The sequence below is a fragment of the Halorubrum ezzemoulense genome (assembly GCF_004126515.1).
GTDB lineage: Archaea > Halobacteriota > Halobacteria > Halobacteriales > Haloferacaceae > Halorubrum > Halorubrum ezzemoulense.
In genome coordinates this window covers 481,852-497,184 of record NZ_CP034941.1, presented here as the reverse complement: position 1 = coordinate 497,184, position 15,333 = coordinate 481,852, and the positions used below count along the sequence as shown (strand labels likewise).

The window sequence follows — 15,333 nt, the reverse complement described above, 5'->3', positions numbered from 1 at the left end:
CTATCAACCAGGTGGGTTCGCCAACAGTACGAGCACGTAACAATCCTATCCAGCAAAGTCGTCAACTGCTGGCTGTATATAATCTAACTCACGGAGCCGGTCGAGCAACTCATCGTCGGAGACTGCTTCGCTGACTGCCATACTCAGGTCTTCGTTACGCTGTTCAAGGACACTGAGAAGTTGTCTCGCAGTCCTAAGTTTGTAACTTGCGTCCGGGTTGTCCACATCCTCTTGAACCTCTCCTAACAGCTCCTTCATCGTCGTGAGCACATCCACTGCCATGAGTTAACTAGGAGGACGAGTGTCATATAGATAACTGGTGATGGCCCACGGACCGGCACTCGGCGAGCGAAGGGCTTTGTCCGGTGACACCGAAGCGCACCACATGAGCAGAGCCGTTTCCGTCGCCACGGCGTTTCTCGTCGGTGTCTGTGTGTTCGCGTGGCTCGCAGGGCCAGTGCTGGAGGCTCGGTTCGGTGCTGAGGCGTTGTTGGTCGCCTATGGGGCCGTAGCCGCTGGAACTGTGGCCACGACGTACGTACTCGTCCGTCGGGTCGACGCCCGGCTTTCGGGAGGAGAGACTAGCGGAGACGAACCGACAACCGCCAACGAGGTCGACACGGCCGACAACGATGGGCGAAACGCGAACGCTGGCGAGGACGAGACGCTGACTGTCCGGCTCGACGATCTGGACGATCTCGACGTGGAACGAGAGGTTCGACAGCTGAAGGCCGAACGCTCTGGCGGTGATGAGGACTGACGCGTCGTTCATCGACTCACCACGAGATGCTCGATCCCACCACGCGAAACGCTTCGGTATCGAAACGAGCTATCGACTCTCCAAGCAAAGTATTGCGACGACCTCGACACAGAATCCGGTCGTACGGCTGCTGTACGTCGTGGTGAGCTTGTTTTATAGAACGTCTGGCGGCATCCGTCTTTAGCTTGATATAGGTGCTAAGCACCTACCCTCAACGAGTGAAATTCTCAAACCAAGCGAAGTCGGGTAGGGTAGTTCACAACAATATATATGTAATTTATGCTTGAGCGCTGGGTATGAGCCTCATACCTAATTGTATTTGTCGCGTTTAGCGACCAGAAATGATACGACGACACAACACCGGCCCGTTAGCTACCATTCGCCGTCCAGAGTACACCGGTAAAAACCGGTGTACCCCTTGTACAGTGGTAAACCTCATTATTGCGGCCGGAGTGGCAGGTGCGACAGGGCTTGTTTCCCTCCCTCTGGGAGTTGCCGTCGCAATGGTCTCGGTCGCCGCAATCTATTTGCGTGGCTACCTAGTCCCTGGAACTCCTGAACTCACGAAGCGGTACCTACCCGAGTATGTACTCGCATTATTTGGGAAGGCTGACGCTCCAGTACCTTCTACGGGCATGACATTCGACACGGTCACGTTCCTTGAGCGTAACGGAGTTCTTGAGGATATGGGTGATGACGTAGCCCTTACGCCCGAATTTAAACGTCAGCTTGGCACTACAGCACTCGAAATCGACATCAACACAGGGATGACGGCTGCTGCAGCAGACCTGCTCGATGTCAACCCCGATCGCGTGTCGTTCGTCGGTGAGGATGGGTCGTGGCGCGTTTTGGTGGATGAGTCAATACGCGGCCGGTGGGAGTCGCGAGCAGCGTTCGTCGCCGACCTCGCTGCCTATCAAGAGCTCTCAACGTGGACCGATGAGTGGGCGTTGGTTCCAGAAGCTGCCCGCGGACAGACGCTCTCAGCGATCCGGGCGTGCCTCGATTTCTGTCCAACATGTGGGGGTACAATACAACTCGGCACTGAGCTGGTAAGCTCCTGCTGCCGCGAGTATGAAGTGGTCGCTGCGACCTGTACTGAGTGTAACGCCCGCCTCTTCGAAATGAACGCACACGCAGTCGAGACCGCCAAATAGTTTTCACAATTGAGTAACTTTTCGTTTGTATCGAACACGACCAGCTTAGGGTACCTCACTTCCTGAGGATTTCAACAGATCAGATGCTCTGTTGAATCCGCAGAAGGCGTCGGGATCGGGTTATTCTATGCCCGATTCAGAGCCGCTGCCGAGAGAATTTGGAGACGGAATCTTGGCAGAGAGCGAGAGGATCAATATCACCGGATGGAGCGATCCAATTCATCGCCGATCAAGAGCGGAATAAAGGCTCTTTCAGATATTGTATCCCCGTGCCATCATCGGATTCAACAGTGCAGAGTCCTAATACTATGGGGCTAGCAGTCGGCGCTGCGGCATGGTCAGTTATTTTTGAACAGCCGGGACCGGAGGTGTTCGCCACGCCCCGATATGCGGAGCCGTGAGGCAAACAACTGGTAAATCGTTGAGAGAGCAAAAACACATAAAAAAAGCGTTGCCGGAACTAAGGGGTCGATAGCGGCGAATCCAGGGATCAGAGCGAGCGATGCAACAGTAAAAAAGAGTCCAAGAATGCCTAACACTCGGTAGTACTCTCCCCAGGTCATGCCTAGGACTGTGGTAATATCCATATATCGCCTAACCTGCCTTGCTCCCGGACACGCCGACACAGTCTTTCGGTCAGGATCGTACTCAACGAGCCCGAGTTCGTGCATCTTCGGGAGGTGGGTCTGGTGAAGTGTGTTAGTGACACTCTTTCGAAGCGGTCGCGGCGCAGGGTGGTATCCGGCCTCAGCCGCGGCGATTGCTTCGGAGAGTTCACGTAGCGACATCGGTTCCGTTTGACCCCACAACTCGGTGAGCGCCTCGCGCCGACGAGAATTGCTCAGGACTTGATACACTTCTACCTCTGGAAGGACAGTCCGTTGAAACATCAGCGGCAACGACGTATCATCAGCCCATATGTATGGACTACTTACCGTGCGCCCTCAGAGTGGCACGCTCTCCATACCAAAGTCCTCGCAGCGGTATACAACCTCTACTCAACCGGTATGACTTACGGACTAGACTGGTATGGCCAGCCTAAACACTGGTAGGTGATTGGTGCTGAATCCCTCTTTGGCGGTAACGGAATACTTCAAAACAGGTGTTTTAGGGTCTAAGACCTTCAATCAGCGCATGACTAATACCGAATCCCGTCTGGTGTGAGGTAGCCTAATCGGACTGGCGGCCTGTAGTGGCTCGTCGCCCGATGGGAACCCAGACTAATGACAGACGACAACAACCCGAAACTGTACGACCTTTCCCGCCGCCGCGTACTCGCCGGCCTCGGTGCTATCGGCATCGCCTCCGCGGGCGCAGGCGTTGGCACTTCTGCGTACTTTAGCGACGAGGAGAGTTTCGAGGACAACACGCTGACGGCCGGGACGCTCGACCTCTCCGTACAGGCAAACGTCTACGAGTATCAGGGCGCCGCGAACGAGGGCGGACAAGCCTTCGGCGGCGTCCAGAACGGCCAGGCACCGACGGTCAGCCAGCAACTCGACGACGTCAAGCCCGGCGACTACAGCTGTGGGTCGTTTTGCTTTTCGATCGTCGACAACCCCGGCTACATCTGGGCCGGCGGCGAACTAACCGAAAATGACGAGAACGGACAGCCCGAGCCCGAGCAGGCGATCGATTCGACTACCGGCGCCGGCAACGGCGAGCTCGCGGACGCGATCGAGGTAACGCTGTTCTACGCTGACCCGAGCTTCGACCCGAGCGAGAAGGATCGTCCGAGCGAATCGCAGTTCGACAACGTCCTCTTCGAGGGGACGCTCCGGGAGACGCTCGCGTACCTCGGCACCGGCGTTCCGCTTGACGCCGACCCCGACTCGGCTGGTCGGCAGGCTTTCACCGGTACGCCGGAGGAGAGCTTCGACGAGGATGTCTGTCTCGCATTCGCGTGGGAAGTGCCCACCTCGGTCGGCAACGAGATCCAGAGCGACTCCGTCGCGTTCGATCTCACGTTCCTGGCACAACAGGAACGCCACAACGATGGCAGCCAGGTTCCGTTCGCTGACACGGTTCTCCAGACGGATCCCGACCCCACCGGTAACTACTTCCTGACCGCCTCGGTGAACTCCGGTCCGGTCACGGTAGTCCGCGTCGATGTTGATGACAGCGTCTACGCTGGATTCCCCGCAAATCCCAACAGCTACCAGCTGGAGGTCAACATCAATGTCGACAACGACGCAGGTGGCCTCGGAGACAGTCCGAACGATGACTTCCGACTCGGGTACGCGGGCCCGCAGGCGGATCCGAGCGACGTCAACGGCCCCAACGCCGGGGGGTATCTCCGTCGGAGGCTTTCCAACGGCACGTTCGGTGATGTCTCCGGCAGCCAGATATCCGGGTTTACCGCCATCGAGTCCCCTGACCAGCGGACGTACACGTTCATCATCGACTGGAGCGCGATGGCCGCCGACGCGGACGTGCCCGAACTGCCGGGCGTCCCCTCGGCGATCGTCATCAACGAAGTGTTTGCCACCGACGGTGGCGGCCTCTCCAGCAGCGGCATCCCAAGCAACCAGTTGATCGTCAATCCGTCGGGGACGCTGACGATCTGAACCACGACCGGCCACCGGTCGGCCGATCGGGCCGTCCGATCCGACTCTCATAACAGAAAATCCAACTCCAACCCAATGACAACCGAACTACAACGATACACCCTCTCACGCCGCAAGATGCTCGCCGGCCTGGGTGCCGTTGGGCTCGCTTCCGCTGGCAGCGGCCTCGGCACGAGCGCGTTTTTCTCCGACGAGGAGACGTTCGGAGACAATACCTTGACCGCCGGCGAGCTCGATCTGAAGGTCAGCTGGCAGCAGACCTACACGGGCCTCAACAGCACGAAGCCGGGGACGCTCGCGGCCGCGTTCGAGGTCCTTGACCGCAACGACGGCCGGATCCCGCTCGACGATCGCGAGCCGTTTATGGGATTCGCGGCGGGCGAGACCGATTCCGAACGCGACTGTCTCCCCGGGGAGACGACGCTCGACGTGGGTTTCGCGTAGGAACTCCCCTTCGGAGTCGGCAACGAGATCCAGGGCGACACGCTCGGCTTCGACCTCGGATTCTACACCGAACAGTGCCGCCATAACGACGGCTCCGGCACGAACACGACGACCTGAGCCGAACCACGGCGCCGACTCCGACCCACACCGGTACCACGGGGGTTCGACTCCCCCGGTGGGTACTTTCCTTCCACCGAGGCTGGGAAACAGGAATCGAACACAAACGACCGACACACAAGACAACAATGACACAAGACGACGAACTACAGCTGTACAACCTCTCCCGCCGCCGCGTCCTCGCGGGGCTCGGAGCGGTCGGCATCGCCTCCGCGGGCGCCGGTCTCGGGACCAGCGCCTTCTTCTCCGACCAGGAGGAATTCACGGACAATACGCTCCAGGCCGGAACGCTCGACCTGAAGCTCGACTACAAAGCGACCTACTTCGGCGGCCCGGGGCGGCTCGACGCGGTCAAGGCTATGGACTACCCCGACGCCGAGGAGATCCTCGAAGACGGCGAACCGACGGGCCGGTACCTCCTCGCCCAGGCTCCCTCACCCGAGGACGAGCAGGCGTGGGAGGACCGCGTCCAGGGCGAGGCGTTCGACTTCTGCAGCCCCGACGCCGACGAGTTCCTCGTCAACGGCGACGGGATCCCGATGTTCACCCTCTCGGATGTGAAGCCCGGCGACTCCGGGGAAGTCACCGTGAGCATCCACATCTGCGACAACCCCGGCTACCTCCGGATGGTGGGCGACATCACCAACAGCGCCGAGAACGGCCAGACCGAGCCCGAACTCGAAGCGGAGGGCGAGGACACCGACGGACTCGGCGAACTCGCCGACGCCATCGAGGTCTGCGTCTGGTACGACGAGGACTGCGACAACGTCTTCGAGCCGACCGGCACGGGCCAGCAGAACGAACTGGAAGTCGCACTCGTGAGTGACACGTCAGGATCCATCACGGAGAGCGAACTCGCTCAGCTCAAGACCGCAGGGAAGGACTTCGTCGACAACCTCTCGATCCCCGATGAAGCGGCGGCGATATCGTTCGCGGCGTCCGCGTCCTTAGACCAAGAGCTGACGACGAACTACCAGGCTGTCAAGGACGCTATCGACACCTACGACGACTCGGGGTCGACGAATATGTCGGCCGGCATCTCGACCGCGGAGACCGAACTGCTTACCGGAACGAACGCAACCGCTGGCGCATCGAAGGTCATGATCCTGCTGTCGGACGGCTCGCCCAACAGCGACAGCGCGGCCACGGCCGCGGCGAACAGCGCCAAGAGCAACATCCGTATCTTCACCATCGCGCTCGGGTCCGGCGCCGACGAGGTGTTCCTCGAGAGCATCGCGTCCTCGTCCGACGACGCGTTCGTCGCCCCCGATGGTGCGGATCTGGACACGGTCTACGCGGAGATCGCCCAGATCGTCCTCGACGGCGAACAGAAGATCGCGGAGGGGACGATGGCCGAAGTGTTCGCCCAGCTCTCGGAAGGCGTGCTCCTTGACGGGAACCGGCAGGAGGAGGGCGACCAGCCGTACCCCGGCGCGACCACCCAGTGTATCGGGTTCGAGTGGGAGCTCCCCTTCGAGGTCGGCAACGAGGTACAGTCTGACTCTGTCGGCTTCGACTTCGGCTTCGAGGTCGAGCAGTCCCGGCACAACGAGACGCCGTTCACGACGCCCGAACCGACGCCGACCGGAACGCCCGTCGGCAACAACACCCCACAGCAGAGCTGAGACGGCCCGTCGGACTCGGCTCACAGGGAGCTCGACACGACACTCCGGACGCGGCCGACCCCGTGCGTTGCGGGCGTCGTCAGGATCGACCGCTACGAGTATGGACACTGTACCGGTCTGGAATCAGCGGCAACCACGTATCATCAGCGCATATGTATGGACTACTTACTGTACATCCCCAGAGTGGCACGCTCTCCATACCGAAGTCCTCACAGCGGTATACAACCTCTACTCAACCGGTATGACCATCCTAAACACTGGTAGGTGATTGGTGCTGAATCCCTCTTTGGCGGTAACGGAATACTTCAAAACAGGTGTTTTAGGGTCTAAGACCTTCAATCAGCGCATGACTAATACCGAATCCCGTCTGGTGTGAGGTAGCCCAATTGGACATGGCGGCCTGCGGTGGGTCGTCGCCCGATGGGAACCCAGACCAATGACAGACGACAACAACCCGAAACTGTACGACCTTTCCCGCCGCCGCGTACTCGCCGGCCTCGGTGCCGTCGGCATCGCCTCCGCAGGAGCAGGCGTTGGCACATCTGCGTTCTTCAGCGACCAGGAGGACTTCGAGGGGAATGAACTGACTGCGGGCGAGCTGGACATGCTCGTGGACTGGGAGGAACACTACTATGACGGCTCGGCCGGGCGTGAACTCGTCGAGCTCGTTCCTGAGGACGAGATCGACATCCTCGACGACAACCAGTACATCCTCCCCGCGGTCGACAACCCGGATGCGCGCTCTATTGCGCTCCGGTTCCTGGGCGATGGGACCTTCCAAGAGAACAAAGATGCCTTTTGGGAAGCCACCTCGATCGAGGCGCTCCCCGACAGCGACGACGACGGGATCCAGGATGACTTCACCGACGATCAAGTCTGTAACGGCGAGGCTGGCCTGACCGACGTGGGCAACGCGGACGCCGAAACCCGCGGGGAAGGTCTCTTCTCACCCAACCGGACGAGCAACGACGTGACCACTCCGGGCGACCCGCTGATCAACTTGGGCGACGTCAAGCCCGGTGACTTCGGCGAGGTCACCTTCTCGTTCCACCTGTGTGACAATCCCGGCTACGTTTGGATGAACGGTATGCTGAACGAGGAGTTCACAGGCGAGGGGATCATCACCGAGCCCGAGCGTAACGACCCCGACGAGATAGATGGCGTCGTAGAGCTACTTGACGAGATGGAAGTCCGGATCTGGTACGATCCGGACTGTGATAACCAGGTCGAGCGGCGCGGCGAGGTCGATATCATGCTCGCGATCGACACCTCCGGCTCGATCCGGGCGGACGAGGACGGCGTAGACGAGCAACAGGCGCTTATTGACGGCGTCGACACCTTCGTCGACGCTCTCCCGACGGACGGCTCCGCGCAGGTCGGCGCGGTCAGCTTCGGCGGCGGCAGCGTGACGGGCCTCTCCGGGCTCGGCACTCCCGACGGCTTCAGCCTCCCGAGCCTCAGCTTCGAAAGTAACACCCCGATGCCCGGAGCGATCGACATCGCTGACCAGGTGCTCGACGATCAGGGTCGGGCGGACGCCCTTCCCGTCGTGGTGGTCGTCACCGACGGCGGCCCGAACTACGGCATGGACGGGGACAACCCGGACCCGAGCTACTCCGCATCGGTCGGCGGCACCTCGTACTCCGCACCGCGTGGTCCCGGGTTCTCCGCCGACGACGGCAGCCCCGGATACGACAACGACGACTCCGCGAGCGGGACTGTCACGGAAGGCGAACAGGACGAAACCGCCTTGGTCGCCGACGCGGTCAAGGCCGGCCCCGACGGCTCCCGGATCGCGGTGCTCAACATCGCTCCTGGTACCGTCGAACTCGGCGGCGGGCGAGACCTGAGCGACTACCTCGAAGACGAAATCGCGAGCGCGGGCTTCTACAACGAAATCCCCGTCACCAACTTCGCCGATGTCGCCGACGACATCGCCGCCGAGGTCGTGGTTCAGGAGGAGGTCTTCTTCAATGGCAACCTCCGGACGGCGCTGGATGCGCTTTCGGGTAATGAGGGCCGCGGTGTGCCGCTGGACGGCGACCGCGCGACGACCTTCGACGAGCTGTCTGACCCCGAGGACGACCCGAACCGCGACCCGTTCACGGGCGAGGGCGTCACCCACTGCGTTGGCTTCCAGTGGTGGCTTCCGGTTAACCACGCGAACCAGATCCAGGGCGATATGGTTGGCTTCGACATCGGCTTCTACGCCGAGCAGTCCCGGCACAACACCGGCGTCGGGATGATCCCCGAGGACGAGGATCAGACCCCGACCGAGGTCGTCGACTAGAGACACCCCTACAGGAGGGATTGTCTCAACGGTCGCGCCACGGGGCGCAGCGACGCAGCCGTCCGTCCACACGAGCGGCGGTTGGGTCGAGACCCGGATCAGACGCGGACCGGCCGCGGGCTGACACAGCGGTTCGAGACCGCTGCCGGGCGTTCGTTTCAACGAGTACTACAATGACACGCGACACTCACAGCCAAGACCAACCATTCACCCTCAGTCGCCGGTCTGTGCTCGCTGGTCTCGGAATGACTGGCGTCGCCGCGGGGGGTGCTGGTTTCGGGACGACGGCGTACCTCAACGACACCGAACAGTTCGCTGGTAACTCTGTCACCGCCGGTGAGTTTGACCTTCAGGTTGATTGGCAGGTCACATACGACGGCCCTGACGGCCCCGTCTACGTTGATGCTTCGCCTGATGAGTTCATTAACGACCCCGAAGATCCCACACGTCTGTTGGAGAGCGACGACATCCTCAACAGCGGGAGTTTCATCGAAGGGAGTGATGGGATTCGAGATCCAATCTTTACACGCGAGGAGATCGCTCTCCGAGCAGGATTCAGTAGCGATCTTAGCTCACTCTCTGAGAATCAGCGCACAGCCATCGAGACACGGTTTCGCGAACAGTTTGTCGATCGGCCGGTTGAGCCCGACTTCGCCTCGGTAGTACTTGACCCAGAGACATTCGGAGATCTAAAACCCGGCGATCAAATCACACTAGACATTAGCCTTCACCTGTTCGACAATCCAGGGTATCTTTGGCTGACCGGCGGGCTTGGTCATGCCGACGAGGGGGAAATTACGGAGCCTGAGGCGGGCGATCCGGATGAAGATCAAAATCGAGACGGAACACGCAAAGCGGGCGACAACGCGGAGCCGATCGTCGAACTGCTCGACGCGCTCCGCGTGACCGCTTGGTACGAGTCTATAGGAAATGTGACCCTTGACCAGAGTGAACATGTGTTTTTCGGCGGTAACGAGGATCCTACGACAAACCCCACGCTTCGAGAGTTTCTAGATCTCGTCTCAACCGGTAACGGGATTCCTCTTGACGGCGATCCATCAACAAGCTACAACGAGGTTGTCGACGGTGCCCCCGCACTAGGAGCCGACCCAGCTCGCGAACCGTTTGCGAACTCAACGACGCGATACCTTGGGCTGGCCTTCACGCTTCCAGATGAGCAGTCAAACGAGATACAAGGCGATTCAGTAGTGTTTGATGTCGGTGTCTACGCTGAGCAGGCCCGACATAACACCGGCGGCGGCTCTCGGCCAGACCTCTCGGTATTGAATGCCCGAGCAAATGAATCAGCAAACCCTGGTCCGTATGGCCTGGTGTTCGATGTCCGTAACAATCTGAGTGAGTCGGTAGTGGTGACCGATCTGACGATTTTACCCGCCGATCCCGTGATTCTCGCGTTGAGCGACGAAGTCGACAACACTTCGATCCCGGCGGGCTATGAGGTCTATATCGATTCGGCGACACCCGGATACACCGATATTCCAGGTGGAATCGCTTTACCGGGAACGATCACGCTCGGGAGCGACGGTTACTCTGACAGCGCGGACCGGGAACCGTCACTCATGCCGGACGAAACGGCACAAGTAACGCTGTTTTCGTTCCGCGACGCAAACGGTGATGGCGTTGAAATGAACGGACAGCGAGTGGTACTGACGCTCGCTTACCGTGGGGAGACAACCGGGCGGACCGGGTCCGTGACACAGTCGGTTGTCGGATGAACGAACGAAGGCGGATGCGATGTCGGGTTGAGACCGGAAGCAGCAGTAGTCCCGACAGCCGCAGGAATCTCGAGCCCACGGCCGGTCGTACGACCGGCCAACTCAACGGTATTAGGGCCATACCGGTCCGGAAGTGGGTCCATACATATGACCTGCTCCGCCGTACTGGTTGGAAGAAGACAAATTCTGTACACCGACCCGGCGTATCCGGGAAACCAAACACATGCCATTCACACGTCGACAACTAGTAGCCGGAATCGGCGCTGGAGCTCTCGCAGTTGGGGGACTTTCACTCAGCCAACCGTCGCCGCGGTTTTCCGCATACACCTACGCCGCAGAAAGTGCCGATACCGACGATCGACGTCTCCGCGTCGCGTGGTACGAGACGTACAACGGCGCGCTCGTCGGGGGCACTACCGGCGACGGAAACGAAACGGACGCGGATACAGTGCTCAACCCCGACCAGTCCCCTGGATACGTCGAAGAGGCAACCTTCGTGACCGATATCTCGGGCCCGGTTATCTCTATAGGAAACGTTCTCTCAGGAGATACCGGCACGCTTGTGGTCGGACTAGAAGTCGTCACAACCGAGCCGTCAGAGCCGCTTGACATCTGGGCTGCCGGCTCGATCACTAGCACGGACGAAAACGGAATTAATGAGCCGGAGCGGACAGACGGCGACAGCACACTAGATCGCGGTGAGCTCGGTGATGATGCCGTCGTTGAGATCTGGCTTGACGGCTCGCCGCTCCGTGGGTGTAATGGGGTGAAAAACTTCGAGGAGTCACTAGAGTCACCGCTGGTGGCGCGGTCGTCGTTTACTGATGCGTTTGCACCAACGACCGGTATCGGCAGCCCTGATGGCACGCTCGCGCTTGAGTGCTTAGACCCAGGCTCGCTCCGATGCGTCGCGCTCCGGTGGGAGCTTCCTCCCAATATCGGTAATCGCTCACAGGGTGACGCCCTCGGATTCAAGTTCGCTTTTGCGGGGGGCCCCTGTGGCGGCGACAGCCCATTCCGCGTTGGAGGGTCCGAATGACCGTTAGCCGCCGTCGTGTGCTGGCAGCACTCGCAGCTACCGGTGGGGTTGGAGGCTTCGCCTGGACTGCCTCCGAAGCTGGGACTACGGCGGTGTTGCGAGACGACGAGAAGTTCGAAGCGGCGCTTACGGCAGGCACTGTTGACCTAACGATCGAATACGAGATATTGTCTGGTCCGGGTGCCGATACCGCCGAGCGCTACGGTATCGCCGATGGGCCACGCGTTCGGCTCCCGATCGAGACACTCGGTGCCGACGGAATGTCCGGTCGGACGCTGTTCACTTTCTCGCTCCCACAGCGCGGTCAGGCGGTGAACAACCCCGCGGCGCTGTGGCTCGCAACTGACTGCCCCACTCCAGCAGCAACTGATCTGGGAGAAGCGCTTCAACTGACCCTATCGTACGCCCACTGTGAGGCCGGCGACCGGCTCGATCCAATCGCGGGCGGTTCCCTCAGAGAGGTTGCTACAGCACTCCGTGGTGGTCGCCAAATCGATGGCGATCCCACTACCAGAGGAGTTGACTGCTTAACCGACCAGGTGTGTCTGCTTGTAGAGTACGAACTCACCGACTACATCGGCTCGGAGACCGTCGACCTTCCGCTATGGGCGTCGGCCACCCAGTGTCGGCACGCTACCCCGACGAACCCTTTCGCTGGTATCGACACTGGGCCATGTCTGCCTGCCGAGGACTGTACGTGCTGCCGGACACTTGGGAAGATAGAACTTGGAAATGGAAACCAGCCTGGAATCGGCGAGAGCCAGATCGAACCCGGCGTCTACGCGTTCACTGAGGGCAGCTCTGAGTACGAACTCGACGTGTACCAGACCGTCGACAAGGACGATAGCGCTGAAACCATCGGGGTTGCGTTCCGACTCAAAAACCGGACAGACCGCAATAGGACTGTCCCAAGGCTCTGTACAGTCTGGGTGAAAGGTGGGCCGGGAGCCAAATCCTACGATCGTGACGATAGCACTCGTACGGACACCGTAGGACTCACCGGTAGTGACGCCGACGGAATCGTGTACGCACCTGACGGCACAGCCATCAGTAATATTCTGGTCTGCATATGTACGAACGATCCAGAGGCGGACTGTTCGGGATGCAGCGATCCGTCTCTTACCCCGGGAAGTAACGGCAACGGCCAAGGCTCGAAAGACCGTGGTAACAACTCCGGAAACCCTGGCAAGTCGAAATCTTCAGGCAAAACAAACGACCCTGAAACGCGCGGGCGCAGCGGTTCACCCACGGCTCCGCCAGGAGGTGACCAATGACTCAGTTGCCGCGGCCATCGATGGGAAGCACTAGCACATTGCTCGTGACGATTGTTCTCGTCGCGGCGATCTCACCCTTTGCGGTCTTCGCCGTCCCGCAAGTCATCGGTGCCGATGAGAGCTACGTTGTTCTCTCTGGGAGTATGGAGCCAGTGCTGTCACCTGGCGACGTGGTGATCGTCGACTCCTCTGGTCCCGTTCAAAATGGCGACGTGATCACATACAGAAGTCCTGGCGACAGCGTCCCGACTACACATCGCGTCGTCGGCGAAGTTGATGGCAGATACGAGACAAAAGGCGACGCAAACGAGGAGGCCGATACAGGTACGGTTGCCCCTGAAACCATTATCGGCAAAGTGGTTCTCACAATTCCGCTTATTGGTCATATAATTCTGTGGGCGAACACACCTGTGGGGTACGTCTTGTTGGTCATCAGTCCGCTAGTGTTACTCGGCGTGAGCGAACTCCTCGCGTGGGCTCAGCAGGAACCAGACGAGCGCACCGACAAGCCGGACAAACACGACCGAGAGCCAGCGTCAGTACCGCTTGATGAAGACGCAGACGCTCCAGATGTACTGGACAATCCAGACGCTACGGATGTTGACGAGGCTGACGACTGGGAATTCCCGGCCGCCGCCGCCGACAATGATTCGGAACCGGAATCGGACAGCACCGTCACTGTCGCCGCGATTGACCTGAAGCTGACGCTGCTAGCGATGGGTGCGTTGCTCACATACGCTGGGTGGAACATCTACCAAGAGTTCTCACTGACCGCAGCCCCAACCCCGATTTCGGTTGGTGCGTTCACTGCGGGGCTTCTTGGGGTCCTGTTTACCGGGTGGATAACCTTCACCACGTGGCAGACAGCCCGGGCGGCGCGCTCGAAACCTGAACCGGAGCCTGAACCGACGCCATCGACCCCTGCCTCGGTTCCCACCCTAGCAGACGGCGGCGGGGAAGCGGAGGTTGATGATGAATAAGACGTTCGCAGTCATCTGCGCACTACTCATCGTGTTTGCGTCGATTTCAGCCGGTGTGTCGGTCGCAACGCTGTCCGACAAGGAGTCAGTTTCACTCGGGTTCAGCGCCGACATTCCGGCTCCCGATCCGGTCGTGCTTAGCGACAATACGACCGGATCGGTTAACGCCCCAACCGTCGGAGTCACAAGCGTTGAAAACGCCTCTGGGAGTGGGACGGTCACAGCCACAACGAGCGGCACAGCCGAGCCTCCGGCACCTGGCAGCAACGAATCGTTGGGTAGTGGACCACCGGACAGAAACGACGACGGGGCGAGTAGAAACGCCACAGGTGACGAGCAAGTCTCCGATCTCCCTGCCTCCGGCGGAAGCACGAACGGGACCAACGCGTCTGCGACTCTATCCGGTTCCACTGGCAATGAGTCGCTGACGGACGACGGGCAAACCAATCCGTCCGATCAAAACTCGACGCCGTCCGAAGAATCGAACGATGTCCATTCCGGCGCGGAAGCGGACCAGCCGCCGGACAGTAACTCGCCCAACCCGCCCGCCTCTAACCCAGATGACGATTCCGAGGAGTCTGATACCTCCAACGGTGGGGAGTCTGATACCTCCAACGGTGAGGAGTCTGATACCTCCAACGGTGAGGAGTCTGATACCTCCAACGGTGAGGAGTCTGATACCTCCAACGGTGAGGAGTCTGATACCTCCAACGGTGAGGAGTCTGATACCTCCAACGGTGAGGAGTCTGATACCTCCAACGGTGAGGAGTCTGATACCTCCAACGGTGAGGAGTCTGATACCTCCAACGGTGAGGAGTCTGATACCTCCAACGGTGAGGAGTCTGATACCTCCAACGGTGAGGAGTCTGATACCTCCAACGGTGAGGAGTCTGATACCTCCAACGGTGAGGAGTCTGATACCTCCAACGGTGAGGAGTCTGATACCTCCAACGGTGAGGAGTCTGATACCTCCAACGGTGAGGAGTCTGATACCTCCAACGGTGAGGAGTCTGATACCTCCAACGGTGAGGAGTCTGATAACGACTCCAGTTCCGACTCTGTCGAGGCCGACACCGGGCCTGGTTCGGATGACATCAACGAATCGTCGGATGGAGCGGACTCAACAGACCAGTGACCTCTTGTGGCAGGCGGCAATTACCTGATCTCCCCGGGATGGCCCCTGGTGCGCCGAAGCGGAACGCCATCGTGATCATCGGTTACACTCTTGGATTAACGCTGTTAGCTGCCTTGCTCATCCGCTTCGTGTGACCCAAAATGCCACACGAGTTGTCTTTTAATATGCTCTTCCGGCTAAAGACGGAGAGATCCCAGGCGTTGAGATAT

12 protein-coding genes and 2 pseudogenes are annotated in these 15,333 nt (G+C 59.9%); 12 read left to right on the top strand and 2 right to left on the bottom strand.

Annotated features, from left to right (window positions below; translation table 11 throughout):
• Window positions 1–45: 45 nt before the first annotated feature.
• Window positions 46–282 (bottom strand): hypothetical protein, encoded by a 237-nt coding sequence (locus tag EO776_RS18000; protein WP_099288825.1) that lies wholly within the window; start codon window positions 280–282, stop codon window positions 46–48.
• A gap of 103 nt (window positions 283–385) precedes the next feature.
• Between EO776_RS18000 and EO776_RS17995 the strand changes: the two genes are divergently transcribed.
• From EO776_RS17995 to EO776_RS17985, 3 genes and pseudogenes are all read left to right on the top strand, one after another.
• A complete protein-coding gene (locus EO776_RS17995; RefSeq protein WP_099288824.1) occupies window positions 386–760 on the top strand; it encodes a hypothetical protein in 375 nt (124 codons plus the stop codon).
• Window positions 759–934: pseudogene (locus EO776_RS17990) on the top strand (ISH3 family transposase); the annotation flags it as partial. The gene EO776_RS17995 and the pseudogene EO776_RS17990, both read left to right, overlap by 2 nt.
• A 329-nt stretch (window positions 935–1,263) precedes the next feature.
• Entirely contained in the window at window positions 1,264–1,917 is a 654-nt protein-coding gene (locus EO776_RS17985) for a hypothetical protein (RefSeq protein WP_129452633.1), read from the top strand.
• A 338-nt stretch (window positions 1,918–2,255) separates the two neighbouring features.
• Here the strand turns inward: EO776_RS17985 and EO776_RS17980 are convergent, their stop codons facing one another.
• A complete protein-coding gene (locus EO776_RS17980; RefSeq protein ID WP_425433486.1) occupies window positions 2,256–2,807 on the bottom strand; it encodes a DUF7344 domain-containing protein in 552 nt (183 codons plus the stop codon).
• 333 nt (window positions 2,808–3,140) lie between these two features.
• On the opposite strand from EO776_RS17980, the gene EO776_RS17975 reads away from it, so the two are divergent.
• The 9 genes and pseudogenes from EO776_RS17975 to EO776_RS17935 all read left to right on the top strand — a co-directional run bounded on the left by EO776_RS17975 (window position 3,141) and on the right by EO776_RS17935 (window position 15,124).
• Window positions 3,141–4,484, top strand: a complete 1,344-nt coding sequence (locus EO776_RS17975; RefSeq protein ID WP_129452631.1) for a SipW-dependent-type signal peptide-containing protein — start codon at window positions 3,141–3,143, stop codon at window positions 4,482–4,484.
• A gap of 75 nt (window positions 4,485–4,559) precedes the next feature.
• Window positions 4,560–4,748, top strand: a pseudogene (locus EO776_RS19510) (SipW-dependent-type signal peptide-containing protein); the annotation flags it as partial.
• Between the two features lie 425 nt (window positions 4,749–5,173).
• On the top strand, window positions 5,174–6,670 hold the full coding sequence (locus EO776_RS17965; protein WP_099288577.1) for a vWA domain-containing protein: 1,497 nt from the start codon (window positions 5,174–5,176) through the stop codon (window positions 6,668–6,670).
• A 436-nt stretch (window positions 6,671–7,106) separates the two neighbouring features.
• On the top strand, window positions 7,107–8,960 hold the full coding sequence (locus EO776_RS17960) for a vWA domain-containing protein (protein ID WP_129452630.1): 1,854 nt from the start codon (window positions 7,107–7,109) through the stop codon (window positions 8,958–8,960).
• Window positions 8,961–9,133: 173 nt separating this feature from the next.
• Complete coding sequence (locus EO776_RS17955) at window positions 9,134–10,696, top strand: SipW-dependent-type signal peptide-containing protein (RefSeq protein WP_129452629.1); 1,563 nt, start codon at window positions 9,134–9,136, stop codon at window positions 10,694–10,696.
• Between the two features lie 223 nt (window positions 10,697–10,919).
• A complete protein-coding gene (locus EO776_RS17950; RefSeq protein WP_129452628.1) occupies window positions 10,920–11,735 on the top strand; it encodes a hypothetical protein in 816 nt (271 codons plus the stop codon).
• Window positions 11,736–11,830: 95 nt separating this feature from the next.
• Entirely contained in the window at window positions 11,831–13,009 is a 1,179-nt protein-coding gene (locus EO776_RS17945) for a hypothetical protein (protein WP_129452627.1), read from the top strand.
• A 20-nt stretch (window positions 13,010–13,029) separates the two neighbouring features.
• Entirely contained in the window at window positions 13,030–13,989 is a 960-nt protein-coding gene (locus tag EO776_RS17940) for a signal peptidase I (protein ID WP_158228697.1), read from the top strand.
• Between the two features lie 274 nt (window positions 13,990–14,263).
• On the top strand, window positions 14,264–15,124 hold the full coding sequence (locus EO776_RS17935) for a ring-infected erythrocyte surface antigen domain-containing protein (protein ID WP_129452626.1): 861 nt from the start codon (window positions 14,264–14,266) through the stop codon (window positions 15,122–15,124).
• The last annotated feature ends 209 nt before the right edge of the window (window positions 15,125–15,333 follow it).